This is a genomic window from Corallococcus sp. CA041A (assembly GCF_003612075.1).
In the GTDB taxonomy this organism is placed as follows: domain Bacteria; phylum Myxococcota; class Myxococcia; order Myxococcales; family Myxococcaceae; genus Corallococcus; species Corallococcus exiguus.
The window spans coordinates 25,534-52,286 of the sequence record NZ_RAWF01000025.1 but is presented as its reverse complement, the minus strand read 5'-3'; the positions used below and the strand labels follow the sequence as shown (position 1 = coordinate 52,286).

At 70.7% G+C, this 26,753-nt stretch carries 22 protein-coding genes; 11 read left to right on the top strand and 11 right to left on the bottom strand.

Features of this window, described 5'->3' with window-relative positions:
- The 4 genes from D7V77_RS07270 to ald all read right to left on the bottom strand — a co-directional run.
- Positions 1-806 (bottom strand): PleD family two-component system response regulator (locus D7V77_RS07270; protein WP_147452007.1); only part of this gene is annotated, 806 nt, incomplete at its 3' end.
- A 188-nt stretch (positions 807-994) separates the two neighbouring features.
- Positions 995-1,846, bottom strand: a complete 852-nt coding sequence (locus D7V77_RS07265) for an anti-sigma factor (RefSeq protein WP_120575531.1) — start codon at positions 1,844-1,846, stop codon at positions 995-997.
- 50 nt (positions 1,847-1,896) lie between these two features.
- A complete protein-coding gene (locus tag D7V77_RS07260; protein WP_120563274.1) occupies positions 1,897-2,541 on the bottom strand; it encodes a sigma-70 family RNA polymerase sigma factor in 645 nt (214 codons plus the stop codon).
- Positions 2,542-2,800: 259 nt separating this feature from the next.
- The gene (gene ald / locus D7V77_RS07255) at positions 2,801-3,928 is read right to left on the bottom strand and encodes an alanine dehydrogenase (RefSeq protein ID WP_120575530.1); all 1,128 of its coding nucleotides are present in this window, start codon (positions 3,926-3,928) and stop codon (positions 2,801-2,803) included.
- A 181-nt stretch (positions 3,929-4,109) separates the two neighbouring features.
- On the opposite strand from ald, the gene D7V77_RS07250 reads away from it, so the two are divergent.
- The gene (locus D7V77_RS07250; protein WP_120575529.1) at positions 4,110-5,420 is read left to right on the top strand and encodes a radical SAM protein; all 1,311 of its coding nucleotides are present in this window, start codon (positions 4,110-4,112) and stop codon (positions 5,418-5,420) included.
- Positions 5,421-5,452: 32 nt separating this feature from the next.
- Positions 5,453-6,157: a hypothetical protein gene (locus D7V77_RS07245; protein WP_120575528.1), complete on the top strand. Its 705-nt coding sequence runs from the start codon at positions 5,453-5,455 to the stop codon at positions 6,155-6,157.
- A 12-nt stretch (positions 6,158-6,169) separates the two neighbouring features.
- Here D7V77_RS07245 and D7V77_RS07240 read toward each other — a convergent pair whose 3' ends face one another.
- Positions 6,170-6,973: a response regulator gene (locus D7V77_RS07240; protein ID WP_120575527.1), complete on the bottom strand. Its 804-nt coding sequence runs from the start codon at positions 6,971-6,973 to the stop codon at positions 6,170-6,172.
- A gap of 180 nt (positions 6,974-7,153) precedes the next feature.
- Between D7V77_RS07240 and D7V77_RS07235 the strand changes: the two genes are divergently transcribed.
- The 6 genes from D7V77_RS07235 (at position 7,154) to D7V77_RS07210 (ending at position 14,474) form a co-directional block, all read left to right on the top strand.
- Entirely contained in the window at positions 7,154-7,636 is a 483-nt protein-coding gene (locus D7V77_RS07235) for a chemotaxis protein CheW (RefSeq protein ID WP_120575526.1), read from the top strand.
- Positions 7,633-8,037: a Frizzy aggregation protein FrzB gene (locus D7V77_RS07230; RefSeq protein ID WP_120575525.1), complete on the top strand. Its 405-nt coding sequence runs from the start codon at positions 7,633-7,635 to the stop codon at positions 8,035-8,037. Before D7V77_RS07235 ends, D7V77_RS07230 begins: the two co-directional genes overlap by 4 nt.
- Before the next feature lie 5 nt (positions 8,038-8,042).
- A complete protein-coding gene (locus D7V77_RS07225; RefSeq protein WP_120575524.1) occupies positions 8,043-9,302 on the top strand; it encodes a methyl-accepting chemotaxis protein in 1,260 nt (419 codons plus the stop codon).
- Between the two features lie 66 nt (positions 9,303-9,368).
- On the top strand, positions 9,369-11,672 hold the full coding sequence (locus D7V77_RS07220) for a hybrid sensor histidine kinase/response regulator (protein ID WP_120575523.1): 2,304 nt from the start codon (positions 9,369-9,371) through the stop codon (positions 11,670-11,672).
- A gap of 37 nt (positions 11,673-11,709) precedes the next feature.
- The gene (locus D7V77_RS07215) at positions 11,710-12,711 is read left to right on the top strand and encodes a chemotaxis protein CheB (RefSeq protein ID WP_120575537.1); all 1,002 of its coding nucleotides are present in this window, start codon (positions 11,710-11,712) and stop codon (positions 12,709-12,711) included.
- Positions 12,705-14,474 carry a CheR family methyltransferase gene (locus D7V77_RS07210; RefSeq protein ID WP_120575536.1) on the top strand — a complete coding sequence of 590 codons (1,770 nt, stop codon included), beginning with the start codon at positions 12,705-12,707 and terminating at the stop codon, positions 14,472-14,474. Before D7V77_RS07215 ends, D7V77_RS07210 begins: the two co-directional genes overlap by 7 nt.
- Positions 14,475-14,507: 33 nt before the next feature.
- On the opposite strand, the gene D7V77_RS07205 is transcribed toward D7V77_RS07210, so the two are convergent.
- Both D7V77_RS07205 and D7V77_RS07200 read right to left on the bottom strand, forming a co-directional pair.
- Positions 14,508-14,831, bottom strand: a complete 324-nt coding sequence (locus D7V77_RS07205) for a polyhydroxyalkanoic acid system family protein (RefSeq protein ID WP_120575522.1) — start codon at positions 14,829-14,831, stop codon at positions 14,508-14,510.
- 104 nt (positions 14,832-14,935) lie between these two features.
- Positions 14,936-16,405, bottom strand: coding sequence for a deoxyribodipyrimidine photo-lyase (locus D7V77_RS07200; RefSeq protein ID WP_120575521.1), 1,470 nt, complete (start codon positions 16,403-16,405; stop codon positions 14,936-14,938).
- 95 nt (positions 16,406-16,500) lie between these two features.
- On the opposite strand from D7V77_RS07200, the gene D7V77_RS07195 reads away from it, so the two are divergent.
- The 3 genes from D7V77_RS07195 to D7V77_RS07185 all read left to right on the top strand — a co-directional run bounded on the left by D7V77_RS07195 (position 16,501) and on the right by D7V77_RS07185 (position 20,138).
- Positions 16,501-17,775 (top strand): hypothetical protein, encoded by a 1,275-nt coding sequence (locus tag D7V77_RS07195; RefSeq protein WP_172809522.1) that lies wholly within the window; start codon positions 16,501-16,503, stop codon positions 17,773-17,775.
- A gap of 67 nt (positions 17,776-17,842) precedes the next feature.
- Positions 17,843-18,988 carry a DUF1015 family protein gene (locus D7V77_RS07190; protein WP_120575519.1) on the top strand — a complete coding sequence of 382 codons (1,146 nt, stop codon included), beginning with the start codon at positions 17,843-17,845 and terminating at the stop codon, positions 18,986-18,988.
- A gap of 163 nt (positions 18,989-19,151) precedes the next feature.
- Positions 19,152-20,138 carry a DUF6268 family outer membrane beta-barrel protein gene (locus D7V77_RS07185; RefSeq protein ID WP_120575518.1) on the top strand — a complete coding sequence of 329 codons (987 nt, stop codon included), beginning with the start codon at positions 19,152-19,154 and terminating at the stop codon, positions 20,136-20,138.
- 16 nt (positions 20,139-20,154) lie between these two features.
- Here the strand turns inward: D7V77_RS07185 and D7V77_RS07180 are convergent, their stop codons facing one another.
- The 4 genes from D7V77_RS07180 to D7V77_RS07165 form a co-directional block, all read right to left on the bottom strand.
- On the bottom strand, positions 20,155-23,343 hold the full coding sequence (locus D7V77_RS07180; RefSeq protein WP_233596742.1) for a fused MFS/spermidine synthase: 3,189 nt from the start codon (positions 23,341-23,343) through the stop codon (positions 20,155-20,157).
- A gap of 138 nt (positions 23,344-23,481) precedes the next feature.
- Positions 23,482-24,603 (bottom strand): hypothetical protein, encoded by a 1,122-nt coding sequence (locus D7V77_RS07175; protein ID WP_120575516.1) that lies wholly within the window; start codon positions 24,601-24,603, stop codon positions 23,482-23,484.
- Between the two features lie 3 nt (positions 24,604-24,606).
- Positions 24,607-25,380 (bottom strand): hypothetical protein, encoded by a 774-nt coding sequence (locus D7V77_RS07170; protein ID WP_233596743.1) that lies wholly within the window; start codon positions 25,378-25,380, stop codon positions 24,607-24,609.
- A 62-nt stretch (positions 25,381-25,442) separates the two neighbouring features.
- Entirely contained in the window at positions 25,443-26,363 is a 921-nt protein-coding gene (locus D7V77_RS07165; RefSeq protein ID WP_233596741.1) for an ABC transporter ATP-binding protein, read from the bottom strand.
- Positions 26,364-26,753: the final 390 nt, after the last annotated feature.

The following is a 26,753-nucleotide window of genomic DNA, read 5'->3' as shown; positions in this document are numbered from 1 at the left end:
AGAGACAGAGGCGGCACCGCGCGCAGCGGCGTGGGCGCGGCGCGCGCGGGCGGCGGGGTGGGGGCGGCGATGGGCTCCGGATCCACCGGCGGCATGAAGCCGACGACGGTCTTCTCCTCCGGTTCGTCCAGGCTGCCCAGCATGTCCAGCGAGTCGTCGTTGTCCGGGCCCAGCGAGTCGAGCGCGGAGATCTCCTCCAGGCCGGACGGGGACTCCATCTCCTCCGGCGGCGCGACGACGGGCTCCTCTTCCGTGCCCGTCACGGGCTCGGACATGTCGCTGAAGGCGTCGTCGAGCATGTCCAGGTCTTCCCCGGCCACCGCGGGCTCTTCGCCCGTGTCGACGGCGATCTCCTCGCCGAAGTCCGTCGCGGGCTCCTCGCCCAGCGAGTCCAGCGTGAGGCTCTCGTCCACCACCTCGTCGCTCGCGGGCGGCTCCGGGAAGCCGATGACGCCGCCCACGCGGTCGATGAGGACGTCCGTGTCCACCGGCTTCGCCACGTATTCGTCCGCGCGCGCCTTCAGCTTGCTGTGCGCCGCGAAGCCGTCCGGGCTGCCGATGATGACGATGGGCACCGTCTTCAGCTCGTCGTCCTTCTTCAGCTTGCCGCAGATGAGGTAGCCGTTCTGTCCCGCGGACAGGTCCACCGCCAGCACCACGAGGTCCGGACGCTCACGGCGGATCAGCTCCACGCTGCCCTTGCCGTCGCCCGTCGTCTGCGCGGAGAAGCCTCGCGACTCCATGGCCTGCTGCAGGGTGGTGGCGAGGGTGGCGTCGCTTTCGACGATCAGGATTCGCTTGGACATGAAGGGACGGCCATCCTGGGGGTGCGGCGCGCGGTGTGTCACCGCGTGAGACAGCAGCGGCGGCGCGCGAGAGTAAAGACGCCGTCGAGGCTATCGGCCATGCATGGGACCGTCAATCTTCACACCGGGCGCAACGCCCGGTATTCAGTTGAGCAGCCGACCACCCGAGCCCCCGGTTTCCGAGGGCTTCAGGGCTGTAGCGAGACAGGCTGCACGCTCACCGCGGGCTTCACCTGCGCGGGGCGCACGAGCCCGTTCGAGCGGTGCTCCTGATCCCGCAGCATCTGCAGGATGGCGGCGTCGTCCAGATCCGTCACCAGCTCGTAGGTGACGTCCTGATCACGCCACGTCACCACGTTGTACGCCTGGCTCGAGTCCACGGCGACGTTCTCCACCGTGGGGCCCTCGTCCTTGATCACCCGCTGACCCGTGGCCGGATACACGAACACGCCGATGTTGCGCTTGGGCTCGTTGGTGAGGCGGGGCTGCGTCTCGTAGCTGACGTAGACGACTTCCTGGCCGTTGAGCGTGGAGAAGCGCGCGCCCACGGGCCGCGCCTGCTGCAGGCGGGGCAGGGTGATGCGGTGCTCCACCTTGTCGTTGAACCACGCTTCGATCTGCTCCGGCGTGCCCGCGACGAACTCCAGGGGCCGCTGGCGCGTGTGGCGCTGCACGGCCTCCAGGATGGTGGCCTTCTGCGCCTTGCCGGACTGGTACATCATCCAGCCGCCGCTCACCGTCACGACCACCAGGGCCATGGCCCCGGCGCGCAGCCACTGGCCCACCTGCGCGCGGCGGTGCTCGCGGTGCAGGCCGGACTGGATGCCCGCGCGCAGTGAGGCCGGCGCGCGCGTGCCCTGCGTAGAGATGGAGTGCTTCGCCGCGCGGCGAAGCGTCTGACGAAGCTGCATCTCCTCGTCCACCCGCGCGACACACGCGGAGCAGCCTTCGAGATGCGACTCCACGTCGTGGCGTTCCTCGGGCTGGAATTCGCCGTCGAGGTACGGATACAGCAACCGCTCGAGTTCCTGGCAGGTCATGGGCGCTCGATGAGGTGGGCGGAGGGAAGCAACGCCCCTCCAACCTCTTTCTAGCCTGCCTTCTTCCGGCGCCTGAACTCTTCCAGATCCGCCGGGGCCGCCTGAACCGGCTCCCCGTCGTGCCGGAATACGCCCTGGCCTTCCGCGTACTCGCGCAGCGTCTTCTGCAGCAGCTTGCGGCCACGGAAGAGGCGGCTCATCACCGTGCCCACGGGGCACTCCAGGATCTCCGCGATCTCCTTGTAGGAGAACTCCTGGAGGTCCGCGAGGATGACCACCAGCCGGAAGTCGATGGGCAGCGAGTCGATGGCGCGCAGCACGTCGTCCGACAAGAGCCGGTCGAAGAAGTACTGCTCCGGGTTGGCCGCGAAGTCCGTCGCGTCCCGGCTCACGAAGCGCTCATGCACCGCCTCGCGCTCCACGCCCTCCACCACCGTGCGCTCCTTCACCTTGCGGCGATAGCGGTTGATGAAGGTGTTCGTGAGGATCTTGAAGAGCCAGGCCTTGATGTTGGTCCCGCGCTCGAACTTGTCGAAGAAGCGGTAGGCCCGCATGCAGGTGTCCTGCACCAGGTCCTCGGCGTCACGCTCGTTCTTGGTCAACCGGAGCGCCGCTGAATACAGCGGGTCCAGGTGCGCCAGCGCCAGCTCTTCGAATTCCTGCTTCGTCCGGTTGGGTTGCCTGAAGTCCAGCATCATGCTCCCGCCTTCCAGGGGCCCGAAATGATTGGGGAATGCGTCGCCTGCCTAACGGTCAATCTATGCACCGGAACAGACGGGTCAACAACGCTTTCCCCTGCCGCGCCGCCCGCATGCCCGCTTCTGGAGTGCGGAGACGTCCGGCGGGATCATTTATTCCACAGGGTGGGAACTGGACGGGACACCCGTCCAACCGTCCCCTCCAGGCAACCGGCCAGCACATGGCTGGCCGGCTGTGGAGCAGGCAACCGCTACATCACTTCTTGCCGCCGAGTGCGTCCATCAGGGGCACGTAGTCGTACCCCATGTCCTTGGCGACGGCCTCGTAGGTGATGTGGCCGTTGTAGGTGTTGATGGCGCGCTGAAGGGCGCGGTCGGACTTGATGGCCTCCACCAGACCCAGGTCCGCGATCTTCCGCGAGTAGGGGCGGGTGGTGTTGGTGAGCGCGAAGGTGGACGTCTGGGGCACCGCGCCGGGCATGTTCGCCACGCAGTAGTGGACGACGTCGCTCACCGTGAAGGTGGGGTTGTCGTGCGTGGTGGGCTTGCAGGTCTCGATGCAGCCGCCCTGGTCCACCGCCACGTCGACGACGACGGAGCCGGGCTCCATCTCGCCAATCAGCTCACGCGACACCAGCTTCGGGGCCTTGCCGCCGGGGATGAGCACCGCGCCGACGACGAGGTCCGACTCTCGCACGGTGCGCGCGATGGACTCCGTGTCCGACGCCAGCGTCTGCGCGTGGCCGAGGAACACGTCATCCAGGTAGGTGAGGCGCTCCAGGTTCACGTCCAGGATGGTCACTTCCGCGCCCATGCCGACGGCGACCTTGGCGGCGCACAGGCCCACCACGCCACCGCCGATGACGGCCACGCGACCGCGACGCACGCCGGGCACGCCGCCCAGCAGGATGCCCTTGCCACCGTGGGCCTTCTCCAGGCACGCGGCGCCCACCTGGATGGCCATCTTGCCGGCCACCTCGGACATGGGCTTGAGCAGCGGGAGGCTGCCGTCGTCCAGCTGGAGCGTCTCGTAGGCGACCGCCGTGACCTTCTTCTTGATGAGGGTCTTGGTGAGCTCCGGATCCACGCCGGCCAGGTGGAAGTACGTGTAGACGATCTGCCCGGGCTGCATGCGCTCGTACTCCGGCGCGATGGGCTCCTTCACCTTCACGATCATCTCCGCGCGCTTCCACACCTCATCCGCGGTGGTGATGATCTGCGCGCCGACGCGCTGGTACTCCGAATCCGGGATGCCGGAGCCGACGCCAGCGTTCGTCTCGACCAGCACCGTGTGCCCCGCGATGGTGAGCGCGCGCACGCCCGCAGGCACCATGCCAACACGGTACTCGCGGGTTTTGATCTCCTTGGGGACTCCGACGATCACGACTGCCTCCGACGAATGGGGGACTGCCTGGAAAACGTGGCGGACCCATAGACCAGGGCATGAGCGCTTTCAAGGCGCGCACGGGCGAGGCAAGGGGCCACGCGTGATGGGCCTCATTCATCCATCCATATGACGCGAGGCGTTGGACGCAAGGCGGCCCACCCGTGTTAGTTAACAGCGCATGACGCACGCGCCGAAACTGCTCTTCGCGGACCCCAAGGGCCGGGTCATGGAGCATCCCTACCTCATCGCCACCCTGCGCAGCGGCGAGGAGCTGGTGCCTCCGCAGGACAAGCCCATCGCCCTGCCAGCGACCGGGCGCCTGGTGCATCTGCCTGGCCGGCTGCCCGTGGGACTCAACCCGGACTCCGGTGAGCTGGAGCTGGTGCGCGAGATGAAGATGGGCGGAAAGACCTTCGTGCCCAATGCCGTGGGCGCGCTGCTGCCGCCGGGCTACACGCGCACGTTCCTGCCCGGGGAGGTGAAGGGCAGCGGACCCATCCTGCCGCAGTGGGCGTACACGGCGGCGGCGTGGGGGGAGAAGGGGCCGCTCGCGTGGGCCATCCACACCGACCGGCGCTCGCACTGGGAGCCGGAGGCGTACTCCACGCCGGAGCTGAAGGGCCTGGTCACGGCGCACATGGGGCGCTTCCCGGACAGCCGCGTGCTCAAGCAGCTGAAGACGTGCGCGCTGCTGTACCGGTGCTTCACGTCGCAGAACATCTTCTATGCGCGCGACGAGGGCGCCATCCCCGCGTCGGTGATGTGCAACGCGCGCTGCGTGGGCTGCATCTCGGATCAGCCCGCGGACGGCCCGCCGGCCTCGCACGAGCGCATGGATGACGGCCCCTCCGCGGAGGAGATGGCGGCCATTGGCCTGTACCACCTGGAGCACGCGCCGGGCCGCACCATGGTGAGCTTCGGCCAGGGCTGCGAGGGCGAGCCGCTCACGCGCTGGAAGTTCATCGCGGAGTCCATCCGCCTGATGCGCGCGAAGACGGACAAGGGCTCCATCAACATCAACACCAACGCCAGCCTCACGCACGGGCTCAAGGCCCTGCTGGACGCGGGGCTGGACGCCGTGCGCGTGTCGCTCAACTCCGCGTCCAAGGGGCTCTACGAGGCCTACTACAAGCCGGTGAAGTACGGCTGGGAGGACGTGGAGGCGTCCATCGCGCTGGCGCGCGAGCGGGGCGCGTACCTGGCGCTCAACCTGCTCCTGTTCCCCGGCGTCACCGACCGCGAGGGCGAGGTGCGGGCGCTGGAGGACCTGGTGCGCAAGTACCGCGTGGATCAGGTGCAGACGCGCTCGCTGTGCATTGATCCGCTCCAGTACCTGGAGGTCGCGCGCGGCGTGGGCGCGGGCGGCGAGCCGGTGGGCATCCGCACGTTGCTCCAGCGGCTGAAGGCGGCGCGGCCGGGGCTCATCATCGGCAACTTCGCGCGAGGCCTGGACGAGCGGGAGAACGCCGCGGGCTCACCGGAGGTTTGACCGTCCGGGAGGGAAGGGCTACGCAGGGCGGCATGTCCGCTTCCTCCTTCCGTTCCGCGTTCCGCCTCGCCGTCTTCTGTCTCTCCTCCGGCGCCGTCCTCGGTGCGTGCAGCAAGGCGCCCGAGGAGCCGGAGTTCGACCACGGCCTGAAGAAGCCGCTCGTGCGCAAGCTGCGCGAGGAGCTGACGGAGACGCCGTGCGACAAGGCGAAGGCGCAGCAGCTGGCGCAGCTGCTGCTGGACACCGGCGACATGAAGGGCCTCACCCGCGTGACGGACACGTTCGGTGAGAAGTGCGGCCCCAACATCGTCCTGCTCCAGCTGGCGTACACGGCCAACGCGCGCGCCGGGGAGAAGGAGCTGGCGCTGAAGGCCGCCACCGCGCTGGTGACGGCGCAGCCGGACAACGCGAGCTATCGCGTGTGGCGCGGCCTCTCGCTGGAGGCGCTGGGGCGGACCGAGGAGACCGCGGCGGAACTGCAGAAGGCCTTTGATCTTCAGCCCGGCCAGCGCCCCATCCTCAACGCGCTGGTGAAGTCCTACGACGCGCTGGGCAAGTCCTGCGAGGCGCTGGCCGCGTACCAGCGCTTCGTGGAGAACGCGAAGCCCTCCGAGGCGAAGTCCGCGGAAGTGCAGGAGCAGTTGCAGGAGCGGGCCGCCAAGACGAGCTGCCCGGCCCAGGAGACCGCGGCGACGCCCGACGCGTCCGTGACGCCCGAGGCGGCGGCGAAGCCCTGAAGCGCGCGGCGACTACTCGGCGCCAGGGGGCATCAGCTCCTTGGCGACGAGGTTGCCCATCACGGCGTCCTTGGGGATGTAGCCGTCGGCGCCGGCCTCGCGGCAGATGCGCTGGAGCTCCTCGACGTTCTCGCCGGAGCACAGCAGCACCTTGATGCCCTTGAAGAGGCTGTTGCTCTTGATGAAGCGGCAGAACTGTTCGCCGTTCACGTTGGGCATGCGCACGTCCAGCAGCACCAGGTCCGGGCGCGTCTGCTTCTTCAGGATGATCTTCGTGGCCTTGTCAGCGGTGTCCGCGACGTGGACCTCGAAGCCCTTGGACACCAGGTCCGCTTCGATGATCCGCGCGGTCATCTCACTGTCGTCCACGATGAGGATGCGCGGCTTGCGCCCCCCGGCGGCCATCGGGGCCTTGGGGAGTCCGCCGGAACCCGTGGCGGGTGCGGCCGGAGCCGGGGCGCCGATGAGGCCCATCACGCCTCCCAGCACGCCCTCCAGGCCTCCGCTCTTGAGGATGTAGCCGTCAGCGCCGGAGTTCTTCACCTTCGCTTCCAGCTCCTGCTCGGAGATGTCCGAGTAGAGGACGAGCTTGGAGGTGACGCCCTTCACCGTGCGGAGGTACTCGACGACGTCGTCGCCGAACATCTCCGGCATGTTCACGTCCATGAGGATGAGCGCGAACGGGCCCTCGGTGAGCTTCTGGTTGAGCGTAGCCAGGTCCGGCGCGCCAATGGCCTCATAGCCGGCGGCCGTCAGGGCCCGGACGGTAAGCTCCAGAAGCATCGGGCTGTCGTCAATGACCAGTACGCGGGACATCGTCCTCCTCAAGGGCTGCCAGCGCACAACCCTACACCTTTGGGTCACGATGGACCATCGAAACGGAGAGCAGGCGGCCGGTCCATCACCGGACGATGGACCCTTGACCCTCTTTATCCTGGTCTCGGATACTTCGCTGCCTTGACCCCGAACTCCTCCCCCCTCCAACGCGCCTTGCGCATGGCGCCAGACCGCACGGTGGCCGCCCAGGCCCGGCCGGAGCTGGAATTCTTCTGCTTCCGCGTGGGCGAGCTGCGCTTTGGCGTGCCCAGTGAGAACGTGCTCGAGGTGCTGCGCGCCGGGCTGCTCACGCCTCTGCCGCGCACGCCGTCCTTCATCCTGGGCGTCACCGGCCACCGCGGACAGGTGCTGCCCGTGGTGGACATGCTGCGCTTCCTCAGCAAGGGCGAGGCGCGCATCGGTCCGCGCACCCGCATCTTCGTGGGCGTCAGCGGCAACTACGTCTCCGGCGTGGTGGCGGACGTCGTGCTCGGCCTGCGCCGCATCCCCGTGGCGGACATCGTGCCGCCGCCCCTGGGCGGTGATCAGGCCGCGGAGCACCTGCTGGGCGTGGTGCATGGGTCGGGCCCGGCGGATGGCCTCAACCTGCTCAACTTCTCCAAGCTCCTTCAGACGGCCCGTCAGCGCGCGGTGGTGCGATGAGCGGCGACGTCTTCCTGGATGAGGAAGCCCCCGAGCAGGAACGGGTCCTGGGAGAGGTGGACGTCCTCTTCTTCCAGATTGGTGATTCGGAGTACGGCACGGACGCGTCGTCCGTGCTGCGCATCGACCGGGCGCTCCCGGACGACCTGACCGTGCGCGACCTGGGACTGCCCCACAGGGGGCACCGCGCGCTCGTGTTCGACACCCCCGAGGGCGAGGGCCACCTGAAGGTGGACGCCGTCAACGGGGTGCGCACCATCCCCGTCGCCGGGCTGCGCCGCATGCCGGCCGCCGCCTCGGCGGCTTCGTATGCGGTGGGCATCTGCCTGGATGAAGAGGCGGGCCGTCCCGTGTTGCTCATTGATTTGGCGGAAACCTTGAAGACGCAAGGAAGGCACTGACACACATGTCCCTGGAGAGCCCCAACGAGAAGCCCGCGAAGTCCCGCGGCGCGAGGAAGTCCCCGGGCGTGAAGGCCGGCGCGGAGTCCGTCATCGCCAACACCGTGACGGATCCGCTCAAGCCCTTCACCGACACGCTGATGGCGGTGCTGGCCGGCAACCTGAACGCGCGCGTGCCGCAGGACCGCGTGCAGGCGGACGCCACCGGCTTCGGCCACCTGCTCAACCAGGTGCTGGAGCAGTTCTCCTCCGCCGAACACCGCAAGCAGGTGGCGGCCCAGGAGATCGATCAGGCGCTCGACTCGCTCATCATCCTGGTGCGTGAAGGCGACCTGTCGCGCTGGAACACGTCCACCGAAGACCCCCAGCTCGGGCCCCTGCTGGAGGGCTTCGGCAAGGTCATCGAGACGCTGCGCATCTTCGTGCGGGAGATCAACGAGGCCGCGCTGCGGCTGTCGTCCTCCGCCAACCAGGTGCTGGCGGCGTCCACGCAGCATGAGACGTCCTCCACCGAGCAGGCCGCGGCCATCCACGAGACGACCGCGACCATGGAGGAGCTGAAGCACGCGTCCGCGCAGATCGCGGAGAACGCGGGCAGCGTGGCGCGCGTGGCGGAGGAGACGCTGGGCGCGGCCCGCGCGGGCCGTGGCGCCATTGGCGAGTTCATCCAGGCCATGCAGCAGATCCGCAGCGACGGCGTCGCGGTGGCGGACTCCATCTCCAAGCTGTCCAAGCGCGTGGAGCGCATTGGCACGGTGGTGGAGGTGATTGACGAGATCGCGGACCGCTCCGACCTGCTGGCGCTCAACGCGGCGCTGGAAGGCAGCCGCGCGGGCGAGGCGGGCAAGGGCTTCTCCATCGTCGCGGCGGAGATGCGCCGGCTGGCGGAGAACGTCCTGGAGTCCACCAAGGAGATCAAGAACCTGATCACCGAGATCCGCGAGGCCACGCAGGCCGCCGCGGGCGCCGCGGACGCGTCCAAGCACGCCACGGAGTCCGGCGAGAAGCTGGGCGCGGTGGCGGCGCAGGCCGTGGAAGGCATCCTCGCCGGCGTGCAGGAGACGAGCGACGCGGCCCGGGTCATCAACCTGGCGACCCAGCAGCAGCGCACGGCCACCGAGCAGGTGGTGGCGTCCATGGCGGAGATTGAAGACGTGACGCGCCAGACGACGCAGGCGTCGAAGCAGGCCACCGGGGCCGCCGCCGAGCTCACCCAGCTCGCGGCCCGGCTCGCCGAGCTCATCAAGCGTTTCAAGGCCGACTAGCAGGCGTTCTCCTGAGGGGAGAAAAGGGGACGAGGGGCGTGCATAGCGCCCTGACGCCCGCGACCCATGGACACCGAGGCCCTCAAGAAATCCCTCCTGAAGAAGTTCCAGGAGGTCACGGCCGACCGACTCCAGAAGATCCAACTGGGAGTCATCGACCTGGAGAAGGAGACCGCGGAGCAGGCCGCGGAGGACGTCGCGCGCGAACTGCACACGATGAAGGGCGAGGCCCGCATGTTGGGCCTGGCCGCCATCGGGCAGCTCGCGCACGCCGCCGAGGACGTCCTGCGCGCCGAGCGCGAAGGCAAGACCGCCACCGAGACGGCCACGGACGTCATGCTCCGTGCCTGCGACGTGCTGTCGGACCTCATCGAGGACCTGGACGCGGCCCACACCGGCTCGTCCGCCACCGAGGAGATGGTGAAGGCGCTGTCGGACGTGTCCGGCCACCCCGTGCCCGCGCTGGGCCCGGTGCGCAAGCCCGCCGCCGCGCCGCCCAAGCCCGCGGTGCAGGCTCCGGTGGCGCCTCCCGCCGCCATGGTGCAGGCCCCCGTGCCTGCTCCGGCGCCCGCGCAGGCCACGCCCCGTGCGGCGGAACCTGTCGTCGTGGCCGCGCCCGCTCCGGCCGCGAAGGAGGAGGAGGCTCCGAACACCGCGAAGAGCAACTCCATCGCGGACCGCAGCATTCGCGTGAACGTGGAGGTGCTGGACTCGCTGGGCCTGCTCGCCGGCGACCTGCTGGTGGAGAGCGCGCGCGGCCGGCTTCGCAGCACGGAGACGGCGCAGCTCTTCGAGCGCTTCAGCCGCCTGGGCGACCGCTTCCTGCGCATCTCCGAGGAGGTGGACGTCCCGGACACCATCCGCACGGAGCTGGAGCGCGCGGAGGCGGACCTGCACATGCTGCGCGACGACGCGTTCCGCTTCGTGCGCCGCAACGGGGACGGCATCAACACGCTGCACGGCAACCTGGCCCAGCTGGCGGACCACGTGGCCGAGGCGCGCCTGGTGCCGCTGTCCACCGTGTTCGACGCGTTCCCTCGCGCGGTGCGCGACATCGCGAAGACGCAGAACAAGGAAGTGGACCTGATCATCGAGAACGCCGACATCGGCGTGGACCGGTCCATGCTGGCGGACGTGCGCGACGCGCTGGTGCACCTCCTGCGCAACGCCGTGGACCACGGCCTGGAGTCCTCGGACTTCCGCCAGCAGATGGGCAAGCCCGACACGGGCCGCATCCGCATCCGCGTGCGCGTGGACGGCGACATGCTCCACATCGAGGTGGAGGACGACGGCCGGGGCATGGACACCGAGCGGCTCAAGCAGGTGGCCATCAACAAGCGCCTGCTGTCACCGGTGCAGGCCGCCGCGCTGTCGGAGCGCGAGGCCATCGAGCTCATCTTCCGCCCCGGCTTCTCCACGCGCGAACAGGTCAGTGAGCTGTCCGGCCGCGGCGTGGGCATGGACGTGGTGAAGCGCAAGGTGGAGACGCTGGGCGGGTCCGTGGGCGTGCAGAGCCGCCAGGGCCGCGGCACCACCATCACGCTGCGCCTGCCTCAGTCGCTGGCCCTCATGAAGGTGCTGCTGGTGCGCCTGGGCGACGACGTCTACGGCATGCCCGCCGCGGACGTGGTGGCCGTCATGCGCATCAAGCCGGATGACCGCATGGAGGTGTTCGGCACGCTGGCGGTGCGGCACCGGGGCAAGCCCACGGCGCTCGTGGCGCTGGGGCCGCTGTTGGGCCTCAACGGCGGCAACCGCTTCGACAAGCCCCCCGCGGTGGTGGTGCGCCACGGCGACGACTACGCCGCGCTGGTGGTGGACGGCTTCGTGGACGAGCGCGAGGTGGCGGTGAAGCCCTGTGGAGGAGAGTTCCTCAAGGGCGCGCCGTTCATCGCGGGCACGGCGGCGCTGGAGGACGGGCGCATCGCGGTGCTGCTGCACGTGCCGGACATCATGACGGAGGTGCGCCGCATGGCCCGCCCCGTCACCCAGGCGCCCGCCAGCCGCCGGCTGCGCGTGCTCCTGGTGGATGACTCGCCCATCGCGCGTGCGACGGAAGGCGCGCTCGTCAAGGCGCTGGGCCACTCCGTGGAGGAGGCCCAGGACGGCGAGGAGGCGTACGTGAAGGTGCAGAACAACACGTACGACCTCATCCTCACCGACGTGCAGATGCCGAAGCTGGACGGCTTCTCCCTCACGCGGCGGCTGAAGGGCACGCCCGCCGTGGCGCGCATCCCGGTCATCATCCTGTCGTCGCTCGCGTCGCCGGAGGACAAGCGGCGCGGCCTGGATGCGGGCGCGGATGCGTACCTGGTGAAGGGCGAGCTGGGGGTGGAGATCCTGGCGCAGTCCATCGATAGGCTGACCTGAGGAGCCTCTCGTGGGCGGCGGCACGGCGGTGATGGGACTGGCGTTCCGGGTACTCCTGGTGGGGCGGGGCCTGCGCGGGCTGGTGCGCGGGCTCTTCGAGGGCGAGTCTCTGGTCGCCGTGGGCCCGCCAGAGGCGGACTTCGTGGGCGCGGAAGCGGTGGTGCGCAGGCACTTCCCGGACGTGCTGCTGGTGGACCTGGTGTCGTCGGAGGCGCTGGGCGCCATCGAGCGCATCATGGCCCAGCGCCCCACGCCCATCCTCGCGCTGCACCCGGGCGTGCTCACCGGCCAGCAGGCGTTCCAGGCGCTGGCCATGGGCGCGCTGGACGTGATGGACCGGCCCATGACTCCGGGGCCGGACTTCTGGCACGCGGTGAACCGCAAGCTGGTGATGCTGGCGCAGGTGAAGGGCGTGCGCTCGCCGCCTTCCTCGCCCAAGGCCAAACAGCCGGTGCAGGAGGGGCCCACCGCGCCGTTCCCCCTGGTGGCGCTGGCTGCCTCGCTGGGCGGGCCGAAGGCCGTCGCGTCCGTGCTGCGGATGATTCCGCGGGGCTTCCCCGCGCCCATCGCCTACTGTCAACACATCAGCCAGGGCTTCACGGAAGGTCTGGCGCACTGGCTTTCCACGGAGACGGCGCTGCGCGTGGTCGAGGCGACGCATGACGCGTGGATGGAGCCGGGCACGGTGTACATCGCCCCTTCGGGAGGACATCTGCTGGTGAAGCCGGACGGCCGTCTGGAACTGGATACAGGACCTGCCCTGCGGGGCTTCCGGCCCTCGTGTGACATGCTGCTCACTTCGGCCGGGGAGTCTTTCGGCCGGCGGTGCATTGGCGTCATCCTGACGGGCATGGGCCGCGACGGCGCCAGGGGGTTGAAGGAGATTCGCGAGCGGGGCGGGCGCACCATCGCGCAGGACGAGGCCACGTGCGTCGTCTACGGCATGCCTCGCGAGGCCGTGCTCCTGGGCGCGGCGCAGCAGGTGCTGCCGCTGGACGTCATCGCGCCGACGCTCGTGCAGTGGGTGGACGCGTGCTGAACGTGGGCAACAAGGTGCTCCAGCAGCTGGCCGCGCTCCTCCTGGAACGCGCGGGGCTGAAGATCACCCTGGATGGCTACCACAGCCTGCGGCTCGCCCTGTCCACGCGCATGCCCGTGCTGGGGCTGAGCGACCCTGAGAAGTACCTGCAGAAGCTGATGAGCGTGAGCGGCGAGGAGGAGCTGCGCGCGCTCTTGCCGCTGGTGACGGTGGGGCACACGGAGTTCTTCCGCGACGCGAAGCAGTTCCGCGCGCTGGAGCAGAGCGTGCTGCCGGAGCTGCTCGCGCGGGCCCGGCGCGAGATGCGCAAGGTGACCATCTGGTCCGCGGGCTGCGCCACCGGCGAGGAGCCCTACAGCCTGGCGCTGGTGATGGCGGAGCTGGGGGCGCTCGCGGTGGAGGTGGACCTGTGGGCCACCGACCTGAACCTGGCCGCGGTGGAGGCCGCGCGGCAGGGGCGCTTCACCACGCGTCGCGCGATGGCCATTGGGCCGGAGCGGCTCAAGCGCTTCTTCCGGCCCGTGGAGGACGGCTACGAGGCGTCTCCCATCCTGCGCGAGTACATCCGCTTCGACGGTCAGAACCTGGCCGTGCCGGTGTTCGACAAGGTGGCGCCCGCGTCGTTGGACCTCATCCTCTGCCGCAACGTCATCATCTACTTCGACCTGCCCACCATCCGCGCGCTGATGGACCGCTTCCTCGCGGCGCTGCGTCCGGGCGGGCTGCTCTTCCTGGGGTACTCGGAGAGCCTGTTCAAGGTCTATGACCGCTTCGAGATGATCGAAGTGGACGGTGCGTTCGTGTACCGGCGCCCCTTGGGCGAGCGCCCCCGTCCGCCGCCGCCGCTGGCGCCCATGGCGTCGGAGCTCCGGCCGGGCAGCCCGGAGTCCTTCGCCGTGGAGCTGCGCCAGCGGATGCAGGCCAGCGCGGAGACCGCGGCCAGGCTGCGCACCGACGCGGCGGGTGCCAAGGCTCCGGACGCGCCCGTGCGCAGGCCCACCCTGGAGATGCCCGCGTTGGGCGCGCTGGCGGGGCGCCGCACCGGGGAGTTCCCCGCCGTCCGCCCGGAACCGGCCCGCACCGGGGAGTTCCCCGCCATCAAGGAGGATCCGACCCGTCCCGGAGAGCCTCCGCGCCGGACCGCGACGACTGGTTCCTTCGCGGCGGTGCGCGTGGATCCGCCCGCGTCCCGGCCGCTGACGGAAGCGGTGCCCGCGCGCCCCAGCGGTTCGTGGCCGCAGCTGCTGCCGCCCGCCGAGCGCTTGAACATGGCCGTGCGCAAGATGGCGCAGGGCGACTTCCCTGGCGCCATCGACGGCGTGAAGCGCCTGCTGGTGGACGAGCCCTCCGACCTGGACGCGCTCCTGACGCTGGGCAACCTGTACTCGCTCACCGGCCGCATCGACGAGGCGCGCGAAACCTTCGGTCAGGCGCTCCAGCGCGAGCCGCTGTGCGTGGAGGCGCGCGTCTTCGGCGGGGTGGCGGCGATGCAGGCGGGGAGCCTGACCGAGGCTCGCTCCGAGCTGGCCAAGGCCCTGTTCCTGGAGCCCACGCTGGCCATTGGCCACTACCTGCTGGCCCAGGTACAGGAGCGCACGCAGGACTTCGAGGCGGCCCGGCGCAGCTACCGCAACGCCGTTGCTCAGCTGAAGTATCCGCAGCGCCCGTTGGCGGGGCACTACCCGGAGATGCTCGACTCCGCGGAGGCCATCTCCCGCGCGGCCCGCTATGCGCTGGCCGCGCTGGAGGAGCAGCCGGGCTGAAAGCAGCACAGCCCGGCGCACGGCGGAACGACGTCAGTCCAGGTTGCCCTTCACCTGATCCAGGCTCTTGGACGGATCCAGCACCGCGCCGAACTTCTTCTGGATGTACGTCTTGGCCTGGCTGCGCAGCAGCATTCCGGGGTCGGTGCCCTCGCCGGAGATGGCCTTGTCCGTGATGACGAAGCTGGCGTCCAGGTTGATGCCCATCACCTTGCCGACGAGCTTCGCGCCCTCGTCGCCCTGCCAGTCGGACTTCACGCCGTACTTGGAGCCCCAGTAGTGGAGGAGCTGCTCGACGCGCTTCTTGACCTCGTCCTTGGGAAGGTTGTGGGGGACCTCGAACTTCATCGTGCCCATGGCTGACTCCTGATTCATTCCGCGAAAGCGGGTGCGTCCGTCCGGTTTAGTGACCCCGGGCCGGAAAGTGAACCGCCGTCTTCAGGGGGATGTCCACCGGCGGCCTACCGGGCTGTCTTCCGGCGGGACTTCTTCACGGTCGCGGGGGCCTCGGGCTGCTCGGCCGGGGGGCCCCAGCGCTCCAAGTACGGGTCCAGGTCGAACTTCTCCGCGGTGCGGAGCGAGCTCATGGGCCGCACCTTCCCAATCACCGCGCGCTCCTGGAAGGGCCGGTCGTGCAGCCCCAGGACCCACATGAAGTTGGAGACGCTCGCCGGGTCGCGTCCGTCCACCGCGTAGGTGTCGTTGAGCCGCGCGATGCGGGCCAGCGCTTCTTCCGGCGAGGGGCTCCACTCCAGGATCTTCTTCCCCCAGAGCATGCGCAGGTAGTTGTGGATCCGCCCTCGCTCCCGCAGCTCGCGCTGGGCCGCGTTCCAGAGCGCGTCCTGCGTGCGGCCCTGATCCAGATCCTCGAACGAGTAGAGGTGCGGGCGCGGATCCTTCCGGTGGCGTGAGAGCGTTTCGCGCGCCCAGCCGGGCAGGGAGTCCGTGCTCAGCTGCTTCGGGCCGGGCGTGTGGAAGCAGTAGTTGAAGCCCAGCTCACGGCGCACGAGCAACTCCTCCACGAAGGACTGCACGGCGGGGTGGTCCTTGCCCTTCGCCGCGATGGCCGCTCGCGCTGCCTCGCCGGGGAAGAGGTTGCCCCAGTGGAAGTAGGGCGACAGGTTGGACTGCTGGCCCAGGCCTGGATCATTCCGGCCGGTGTCGTAGCCCTCCAGCCGCTCGTGGAGGAACGCATCCAGCGCCTTGAGGCCTGCCTTGCGTCCACCGCGCTCGGAGACGGGCTTCACGGAATGATCCAACGCGAACGTGTCCAGCGCGGCGCGGGCCTTCACGGCGTCGGACAGCTCGAAGTCCGGTTGCAGCTTCGCGCCCGACACGCGGGGCTTTCGCTGGGGCAGCGTGCGCTCCAGGTACTCCGGCCACAGCTTGCGCAGCTTGGGGCGCAGCGCGTACGCGCCCACCTGGGCCGCGGGGATGCGCTGCATGGGCACCACGCAGGAGGCGTCCACGGCGATGAGCGGCACCCGCAGCGCCTTCGCCGCGCCGCGCAGGTGGCCCGGGATGATGTACGTGGGGAACAGGTCCGACACGACGGCCGCCGCGCGCCGGCCCAGGCTCGCGAGCCGCGGCTTGTGCTCCTTCTTCGTGCGCGGCAGCTCCAGCCAGTACTGCAGGCCGCGCGCGGCGCAGCCCTTCGCCATGTCCGCCATGCCCTCCAGGGCCCACGCGTGGAGCCGCTCCGATGCGTAGGGGTAGTCCGGGCGGATGGCCTGGTAGACGACGACGGGCAGGCCCAGGTGGTTGCCCAGCGCGATGGCGGCGTCCAGCGCGTGGTTCTCCTCCCACCGATGGTTCACCATGCACCAGTAGAGGACGAAGTCGCGCTGACCAGGAGGGAAGGGGGCTTCGTTCACCGCCTGCACGCGGGCGGAGTCGACGCCGAGTTCGGACCACGAGATGCCTTCGGGCATGGGCGCGCGAGAATCTTCGACACGCGGCGGAAAACCAACACGCGCGCACCGGTTGTGGTTTTCTGCCGGACGGCCGGACCCAAGGAGCGCCTCGCGTGTCACACCGTCGAATCTGGAACCTCCCTGTCACCGTCCTCGCGGTCGCGCTGATGTTGCCGGGCCTCGCACTCGCGCAGGCGGGTGGCACGGGCGTCTATCCGGCACCGCAGCCGCCGCCTCCGCCCGCGCCGGGCATGTACCCGGCGCCGTCCTCGCAGGCCGAGCCCCAGGCGGAAGAACCGCGGCCCGTGTCGCCCTCCAGCGACGCTGACGGGCAGATGCCTCCCTCGCGGCCGTCGAACATCGACGCGTATCCGCCGTCCACGCAGGCGAACCCGGATGACGTGCCTCCCCGCGCGAGCGACGCGCCGCTCGCGCCGCCGGATCCGGACCGCCTGCGCACCGAGCCTCAGGCGCCGTTGACGGAGGGCACGCGCGAGGTTCGCCCGGAGTCCATCCGCGACGAGACCGCGACGGCCGCCTCGCGGCTCCGACCGCCGCCGGAGGACAACGGCGTGTTCCTGGATGGCCAGCGCCGCCGGGGGCCGTTCCTGTCCGGTCCTGGCAGCACGCGCTTCGTGCTGCACCACACGGCCCTGGGGGCGCTGGGCGGCTTCTTCACGCAGGCGTTCTCGAAGGAATTCAACTTCGACCGCACCTCGCGCGAGTCCATGCTCGCGGGCACCCTCATTGGCGCGGGCCTGGGCTTCGGCGCCTCCGCGTGGTGGCAGTTCAACAACTGGGTGGACACCCCCATGGCGAACTTCACCATCCTCAACTCGGGCATTGGCGGCATGGCGCTCGCGGGCTTCATGGACCTCATCACCCAGGACGCGGGTGTGCTCACCTGGTCCGCGTTCCTGGGCGCGGAGCTGGCCGCGTGGCTGACGGCGGGCATCGGCGGCGGGCAATTGCCGCTCTCGGACGGCCTGCTGGTGGCGTCCGGCGCGGGCTGGGCGGCGGCGTACAGCGCGCTGTTCCTCGCCATCGTGCACTTCTCCGGCACGGCCATCTCCGGCAAGACGTGGAAGGACCTGCTGCTCATCTCCCCGGGCGTGGGCGCGGGCGTGCTGGCCCTGGCGACCATGCGCTACAACCCCACGGCGTCGCAGATTCTGCGTGCGGACCTCTTCGGCGGCGGTGTGGGCGCGGCGGTGCTGCTCATCTCCGGCCTGGTGCTGGGCGGCTTCAACCAGTCCACCCCCTACGTGCTGTCCTTCCTGGGCTCCGCGGGCGCCATCACCACCGTGAGCCTGTTGTGGGAGGAGAGCGTGGACCGGTCCTCCCTGCGCAGCGCCAAGGACCGGCCCTACAAGAACGTCTGGTGGTAGACGGCCAGGCGGACGGGCGAGCAGGCGTGATGGCACGCGGGGAAGGGCGGCATCACCTTTCCCCGGTATGGCGCGCGTCCTTCCATTCTCGGCCCTCCTGACCTCGCTGGGCTCCTCGCTGGAGCCCGATGACGGTCCTCCTCGCGGCAACGCGGCCCCATTGCCCACGCATGTGCGGCCCCTGCTGGAGGCCGCGAACCCGAGCGCCGAGCTGCGCCGGCTGCGCGACTCGGGCGGGCTGTTGAAGGACGCACGTCCCGCTCTCTACGTGGTGGAGCTGCACGGCCCCGCGGGCCGCTTCTCCGGTCCACCCGTGCGCTACCTGCTGTGCGCGCTGACGCCGGACGCGGTGCCGTCGCTGGAGCAGGACCCGTACCGGCCCCGCGCGTGGGAGGTGGAGCCCGCCGTCACCCTGGTGGCGGATGACCACGGCGCCCTCCGCGCCCTCCTGGCCGAAGCCGCCGAGCGCGGCATCTCCGTCTGGAAGGGGCAGTACGACGGCAGCCCGGTGTCGCTCCTGCGCATCGAACCGTCCCCGGTGTCCAAGCGCTTGCAGGCGGTGCTGGACGATGCGCCCATGCGGCCCCTGGCGGCCCTGAGCGAGCAGGGCCAGACGCTGGCCGCGGTGGTGCCGCTGTCCGAGCCGGGCCTGGAGCTGTGTCCCATCCACCGTGCCCTGAAGGGCGTGGAGACGTTCCAGGAGGACACCTTCCTCACCCTGGTGGCCGCGTACGCGCGCGTGACGGAGCTGGACGCGCCCCTCACCACGCCGCAGGGACTCTCCGCGGCGCGCGAGCGGCTGGCCACGCTGGTGCCCGGACAGCACGCCGTGCTGCTGGTGCTGCCGGGAGGCCGGGGCCGCATCCTGCGCTTCCGTCAGGGCCTGGACCTGGCGCACCTGAAGGGCGCGCCTCGAAACCCCACGCTGCGCAGCCTGGACCTGGCGCTGCTCAACGCGTTGGTGCTGCGCACGGTGCTGGGCATCCAGGAGCCGGAGGCGTCCGGACATCCGCAGGTGTTCCCGGTGCACGGCCTGGGCGCGCTGGTGGCGGGCGTGGAGGCCGGCACGTTCCAGGCGGGCTTCGCGCTCAACCCTCCGCCGGTGTGGGAGGTGCGGGCGGTGATGGAGGCCCAGGCCACGTTGCCTCCGCGCACCCTGCGCGTGGAGCCGCGCGTGCCCGCGGGGTTGCTCTTCATGGATCCCGAAGCCTGACGGCCCCCTGTGTGCGTGCGCTGACCGGCACCGCGCAGGACTGGCCATGGTGGGCTGACACAGCCACACGCCTTTCGCTGCACCCTGGGTGCGGCGGGGCAGGGTAGACTCCCCGGCCTCGGGGCGGGGTCCGGCCGCTCCGTCTTTGCGAAGGCAGGGTGTGATGCGCGTGGACTTCCGCCGCGCCGTGCAATGGCGACTCCGGGCCCGGATGGCCGCGGGCTTGAGCGGCTGGGGCGTGGCGCTGCTGCTGCTCATGGGCACCCGCGTGCTGGCGCAGACGCAGGCGGACCGGCTCTATCTGAGCTACGGCCTCTCAGGCGGCGGCTTGCTGGAAGCGGGAGGCGCCCGCATCAAGGAGCGGCGGACCCTGGAGCTGCGCGTGCCGCTGCCGCCACTCGTCCTGGGGCGCACGTACCTGCTGCCGTCGGTGGGCTACGAGACGCGGTGGATGGGCGCGGACGTGCCCGCCGTGCGCGATGACGCGGTGGATCGGCAGTTCCACCGCATCCAGTTGGGGCTCACGGTCGTCCGGCCCCTGGTGCCGCGCTGGCTGCTCGTCACGGGCGTGATGGCCAGCACCCGCACGGACTTCCAGTCCTCCTTCGACATGGCGCTGGACACGTCGTGGGTGGCGTTCGCGATGGCCAACTACCAGTTCGAGGACACGCCGGGGCTCGGGGTGACGTTCGGAGTGGTGGCGCTGTGGCCGTTCGACAAGCTGCCGGTGGTGCCCATGCTGAGCCTGACCTACAACCGGGGCCCGTACGTCCTGGAGGTGGGCCTGCCCCGGCTCACGCTGCTGCGCAAGCTGGGCGACACGGTGGAGCTGGGGCTGGTGGGCGCGCTGGACATGCAGGTGCTCCGCACCCGCTTCGACCCGGAGCTCCGGGCGCTGAACGCCAGCTACCTGCGCGAGACGCAGGTCCGCGTGGGCCCCACCGTGAACGTCCACCTGGGCCGCGACCTCTGGCTGAGCTCGTCGGTGGGCCTGTCGCTGATCAACGACTACGCGCTGCTGGACCGCCAGCGCGAAAGCCTGAACGTCCGCGGGCTGGACATGGGGCCCGCTCCGTACGCGCGCGTTGTCCTGGGCTGGCGGCCCGGACGGCCCCAGGCGAAGGCGAAGAGCCCGCGCCCGGCGCCCTGAGCACCGCGGAGCGGACCTACTGTCCCTCCGGGACGTCCGTGGCCTGCGGCGCCTCTTGTTTCGGCGCCTCATTCCTCGGGGGCTCTTCCGGGAGGGCGTCCTCCAGGAAGGGAGGGGGCGCCTGGGCCAGGAAGCGCTCCAGGTCCTCCCGCGCCGTTTCCGCCCGGGCGTCGCCATGCTGGGCGTAGCACGCGGCGCGCTCCATCAACAGGTCGCGGTTCCATGGGAAATGCGGCTCCAGGGGAGCGAGCCCCTCCACGCACATCGCCATGCCTCCCGCCGCGACCGCGAGCCTCGCGCGGACCAGCTTCCGCCGCTCCGTGGCCGCGCTGGCCGCGAAGGGCTGCTCGAGCGTCACGTAGAGCCGCCGGGCCAACTCCGGAGAGCGCTGGCCCACCCGGACCGCGGCGCCCAGCGCCGTGCGCGTCAGCTCCCGCGTCGGCCATGGATCCTCTCGCAGGGCCGTGAACGCGCGCTCGAGCAACGCCGTGGCGGGAGCATCCTGCTTCTGGGACTCCAGGTGCAGGGCCTCCAGGAAGTCCGCTTCGACGGGGAGGATCGTCCTCAAGGCCTGCACGGCCTCGAGCGCCTTGGGGTTGCGGGTCATCACCAGCGCGCGTGCCACCAGGTACTGCTCCAGGGGGCCGCGGGGCTCCCGCTTCATGCGCGTCCAGTGCCTCAGCGCCACGGCGTCCTGGCCCGCCAGCGCGGCGTCGACGAAGGCCTTGTAGGGACGGGCCTGTTCGGACACCTGCCCAGGGAGCGTGGTCCCCAGCCACAACCGCAGCTCTTCCACGCGCCCCCAGTCCGGGCTTCCCCCCGTGAACGCCAGCCGGTCCACCCCGAGCCGCCGCGACAGGCGGCTCATGTCCGCGGTGGAGAAGGAGATGGATTGGCCCAGGCCGCGCGCGAAGGCGAACTCCATGGAGGACAGGTCGTCCGTGTTGATCATGTTCGCGCCGCGCTCCGCCGCCAGCTTCGCCAGCCCTGCGTTCGCGATGAAGTGCGCGAGCACGCCCTCCAGTTCGTCCGTCCGCCACACGGCGGACAGCGCGGTGCGGAAGGGCTCCTTTGCAATGCGGGCGCGCAGCGCTTGCAGCTCGAGTGACCGCGGTTTCGTGGAGGCGATGAGCAGCAGGTCTCCGGACTGCGTCTGCCAGGTGTCCACCTCCGCGAACTCAGAGACGAGCGTGGCGTAGGCGCTCTGGACGGTGAGTGAATCCACTTCGTAGGCCTGGAGCCACTGCAGGAACAGGCCTCCCTCGGACAGCCGCTGCTTCGCCGCCTGGTAGAACTCGCGCGTGAAGAGGCTGGAGATGCCGGCGCGGTACGGGTTGGAGGGCTCGGAGAAGATGATGTCGTAGCGCTGGCGGGTGGTGAGCAGCACCTCGCGTGCGTCGCCGAAGACGGTGTGCACCTTCGGGTTGTTCATCACGTCCGCGTTCACCGAGTGGCTGCGGCGCGCGACCTCCAGGATGGCGGGCTCGATTTCGACCACGTCCACGCGCTCCATCTCCGGGACCCGGCCCAGCCAGCCCGCGGTGCTGCCCGTGCCCAGCCCGATGACGAGCGACGTGCGCGGCGCCGGGTGCAGGATCGCGCCGACGAGGCCCGCCATGACCTGGGTGGTCGCGTCGCCAATGGCGTTGCCGTCCACCTTGCCGTTGACGATGAAGTGCAGGGCGTCGTCATCCCCCAGCGCGACGCTGCTCTCCACGCCCTCGTGTTCCCAGGCGATGGCAGCCCGGCTGGTGCGCAGGAACCCGTCGATCCGCTGGTTGTTGGCGTTCTCCAACCCCGTCCGGCCCGCGCCCACGCCGGAGTGGCGCCACGCGGCGGTGGGCCCCTGCGCGGTGAGCAGCAGCACGGCGAGCGCGGTGGCCAGCACCGGCGCCACCAGGGCGCTGCGTTGGCGCTCCCGCTGGAAGGAGAGGAGGGCGGCGCCCAGGCCCAGCGCGGCGAGGAGTCCGGACACGGCCTGCCACGTCACTGGCGCGGTGAGCAGCGGAATCACTCCGAAGCCGCCCGCGAGCGAGCCCACGATGGAGCCGCCCGTGTTCCACGCGTACACCTGGCCCACCTGCCGGCCCGCGTCCTGCCGGCCCCGCCCGATGAGGGCGAGCAGCAGCGGGAACTGCACGCCGGACACGAACGCGGCGGGCAACACCACGATGGAGGTGATGAACGTCCAGCCCAGCGCCATTCCCGCCAGGCCCATGCCGCCCAGGGGGCGCAGCAGCGCGGCGAGGATGGCCAGCCGGTCCCCCAGCGCGAACGGCAGCGCCATCAGCACGGCCTCCGCGGCGCACGTGAGCGCGAAGCCCTGGAGCGTGGCCGGGCGGTGGCGGAAGAAGACGGTGTAGGCGGTGCCGCCCAACCCGATGCCCAGCAGCGCCAGGGCGAGGATGAGCCCGAACGTGAACGTCGTGCCGCCCAGGAGCGGTCCCAGCATCCGGTACCAGACCAGCTCCATCAGCAGGAACGCGAAGCCCACCACGGCCGCGGCCACGAGCACGAAGCCCTGGGGCGGCAGCGCGCTCGCGTTGGCCACGGGCCCGGTGGCGGGCGCCGCCTCGGCGGGCCCGGGCGTGGCCGGAGCGTCGGACTCCATCGAACGGCTCACGGAGCGCGCGGTGATGGCCACGAGCGCGTTGAGCAGGCAGGCGCACCAGAGCGTGGAGCGGTTGCCCAGCACCTCCAGCAGCAGGAACGTGGACGCCACCGCGCCCGTCACGGCGCCCAGCGTGTTGATGCCATAGAGCAGGGCGAGGTCGCGGCGGTGCGGATCCGCGTCGGAGAGCACCGCGCGCGCGGCGGCCGGGAGCGTGCCGCCCATGAGCACCGTGGGCACCGCGAGCACCAGCAGCGACAGCACCAGCCGCACGACGGTGCCCAGGCCCAGGCCCATCACCGGCGTGCCGCCCAGGGCGACGTAGATGGCGCGCACCGCCTCCACGAGGAAGGGGCTCAGCGCGGCGCTCGCGGCGATGAGCAGCTCCAGGTTCGCGTAGAAGCCCAGCGGCCGCGCCTGCCGGTCCGCCCGAGCGCCCAGGAGCGCGCTGCCCAGACCCAACCCCGCCATGAAGATGGCGAGCACCGCGGCCGAAGCGGCGGTCGAGGCCCCGAAGATGAGGCGGAACTCCCGCACCCACACCGTCTGATAGACGAGTGCGCAAAGCCCCGAACCGAAGAGGAGGGGAGCCACCCTCCAGACGCGTGTGTTCATCGAACCCTCGGGGAGCCGGCGCCCGTCCTTTTCATGACGGGTCGCGGCTCCCTGCCGGGTCCTAGTATCTCGTACGAGTTGTCCGGCTGAAAACAGTGAAGCGGGGCCTGCCTGCCCCTACGGCGCCGGTTTCGCGCGCTCGGCGGCCTGGCGCTCCTGGCGGCACCAGGCGAGCTGCTCCTGGAGGGTGGCCAGGGGCACGGCCAGCTCCAGCTTGAAGGACGAGCCGTCCGGCCGGACCTTCGCGAAGTCCAGGAGCTGCGCCAGGTCGTCCTTGCCGTCCGCCTGCGCCTTCATGCGCGCCATGGACAGCGCGCCGCCCAGGGACTTGCCCAGGTCCGTCATCTTCTCCGCGTCCAGGCCCGTCACGTTGGCCACCATGGCCACGTCGCCGCTGGTGTCCAGGTGCAGCTCCACGTTCTGGGCCACGTCCGTCAGCCGCCGCGCCAGCTCCTCCTGGCCCGGCCCCAGCAGCTTCGCCAGGGTCTCCACCGCCAGCACGCCGTACATCTCGCCGTAGGTGCTGTTCTCATCCAGGAGCGGCGCGCCTTCCTCCTGGCCGCGCCCATCCATGCGATCCAACACCGTCTTCACGGAGTCCGGCGACTTGCCGAACACCAGCATCTGGTTGTTCCAGGTGCCCACCGCGCTGTCCATGCGCCCGCGCTGCGTGCCGCCGTCCGGCAGGGCGAAGGTCGTGTCCCCCGGCTCGTACACGCGCGCGCCCGGGCCGTGGTCGGACGCCACGCGCTCGCCCAGGAGCTCCTGGTACTTCGCCTTGCTGAAGTCGCCGGAGAGGATGACGCCCTCGTCGGTGACGACCAGCCGGTCCAGGTCCTGGAGCGGATCCACGCCGCTCAGCGCCTTGAACTGCTCCAGGTTCTTGCCGCCGTCTCGCAAGAGGCAGTCCATGAGCAGCTCGCCCACGGGCGAGTAGCGGAGCGCGTTCGCCTCGATGACCACCGCCGTGCGGCCCGGGCCGCGGGGCAGCGCCGCGAGCAGCGGGTCCCTCGGCTTCGCCGGCGCGGCCACGCCCGCGTCCACCACGGCGGGCATCACCCAGGTGCGCCGCTTCTCCGCGCGCTCCAGGTCCGTGCCCCGCATGCGCCGGGGGAACTCCACGTCCGGAGCTTCCGCGGCCGGCTTGTCGCCCTGGCCCGTGAACATCAGGACCGCGCCTCCGGCGAACAACAGCAGCGCCCCCACCAGCCACACCCTCCTGCGCCCGCGCGAATCCATGGTTCAGCAGTCCTTTCCTTCGAAGTGCCAGAAGCCCACGGAGAGGGCCCCCAATCCGAACACCAGCACGCCGCCCAGCAGCATGCCCAGCGAACCCTTCTCCAGCGGCGTGGAGCTGGCCAGGTCCGCCGCGCGCGACGCCAGCGCGGACAGCCGGGGCAGCACCAGCGTCACCGCGTCGAACGCCGTGCGGCCGAAGCCCGACTCCAGGTAGCGCGACACGTCGGTGCGGAAGCCCGCGAGGATTCCGCCCACCAGCAGCACGAAGCCCGCCGCCGAGCACAGCGCCGCGCTGCGCACCAGCGTCGCCGTGGTGAGCATCACCGCGTACACCGCCGCGAACCCCACGCACGCCAGGCCCCCGGCGATGAGCGGCCCCACCGTCCAGTACCCCGTCTTCACCCCGAAGATGAGCGTCAGCCCGCCCGCGGCGTACACCGTGCCGCCCAGGGCCAGCGTCATCACCCCCAGGAACGTGCCGGCCAGCAGGTGCCAGCGCTGCAGGGGCAGGGAGAGCAGGTGCTCGATGCGGCCGGGAGACAGGAGCCCCGGCGCGAAGTCCGAGCACGCGACGATGCCGAAGAGGATGCCGCCGTAGAACACCAGGTACGCCGCCGCGCGGTACATGGGCCGCAGCGCCACGTCCACGGACATGATGTTGGAGCGCATCACCTCGCCGAACAGGCGCGTCGCCGCGAGCGCTCCGTCCACGACCTCCAGCTTGAGGCTGAGCGCCACGGTGGCCAGCACCAGCGTGAGCCCCACCATGAAGGCCATGATGAACTTGCGAGACGCCGCCTCGCGCAGCACGTAGCCGGCGATGACGAAGACAGGGCTCTTCACGCCGCCACCCCCGGCCCGCCCACGGCGCCCAGGAGCACCGCCTCCAGGTCCGCGCCCTCGCGCTTGAGCTCCATCAGCAGCGCGCCCGAGGCCCGCGCCCGGTCCAGCGCCGCGTTGAGCACCGCCACGTCCGCCGCTTCCACCGTGTACACGCCGTCCTCCCTGCCACCGACCATGGGCGTCACGCCCGCCCGCGCGTCACCGCCCACCGCCGCGCCAGTCCTTCCACCCCGCGCTGGATCCGCCACGGCCATGAAGCCCGCCGCCGTCAGCGCCTGCGTATCCGCGCCGGGCGCGAAGCGCACGCGCCAGCGGGCCCCCGCCTTCGCCAGCTCCTCCAGCCTGCCTTCGCGCAGCACGCGCCCGTCCGCGAGGATGGCCACGCGGTCGCACACGCGTTCCGTCTCCGCCAGCAGGTGCGAGTTGAGGAACAGCGTCACGCCCTTTCGGACCTCCTCCTGGAGGATGCGGCGCACCTCCAGCCGGCCCATGGGATCGATGCCGTCCGTGGGCTCGTCCAGCACGAGCAGCGCCGGGTCTCCCAACAGCGCCGCCGCCAGCCCCAGCCGCTGCCGCATGCCCTTGGAGTAGCCGCCGATGCGCCGGTCCACCGCGTCTGAAAGCCCCACGCGCTCCAGCAGTCGCGCGTGCGCGGCTGCGTCGACCTTGAGCCCCTTGAGCCGGGCCACGGTGGCCAGGAACGCGGGCGACTTCCACGTGCCGGGCAGGTGCAGCCGCTCCGGCAGGTAGCCGATGCGCGCGCGGATGGCGGGATCCTCCGGGGACCCGCCCAGCACGCGCACCGTGCCCGCGGTGGGCCGGACGATGCCGAGCACACTCTTGATGAAGGTCGTCTTGCCCGCGCCGTTGGGGCCAATCAGCCCGAAGGCGCTGCCCGCCGGGACGTGGAGGTCCATGCCCCGGAGGGCTTCATGGCCGCCGCGTCCGAACGCTCGGCGATACGTTTTTCGCAGGCCCTGCACTTCAAGGGCGGGAGGAGGAGTCGTCACGGTTACGACTGTAGACGACCCGCTGGGCGGATGATTGCACCCGCATGGAAACCAGTGCCCTCGGGGGAGGGACGGGCGGCCCTGCATGCGGGCTGCCCCTCCGCGTTCCCGCGTTCGCGCCGATGGGAAAGGCCTTGCGCACCCTGAGCGCGCGTGGCGCGACGCGACACCTCGTCTTTCCCGGGCGTTGCACTCCTGGGAGTTCCAACGGTGCCCCTGGTCCAGACCCTGCAATGCCAGTCATCGACCCGCGGGACGAAACGCCAACCCTCGCGGACACACCACACGGGAGACATG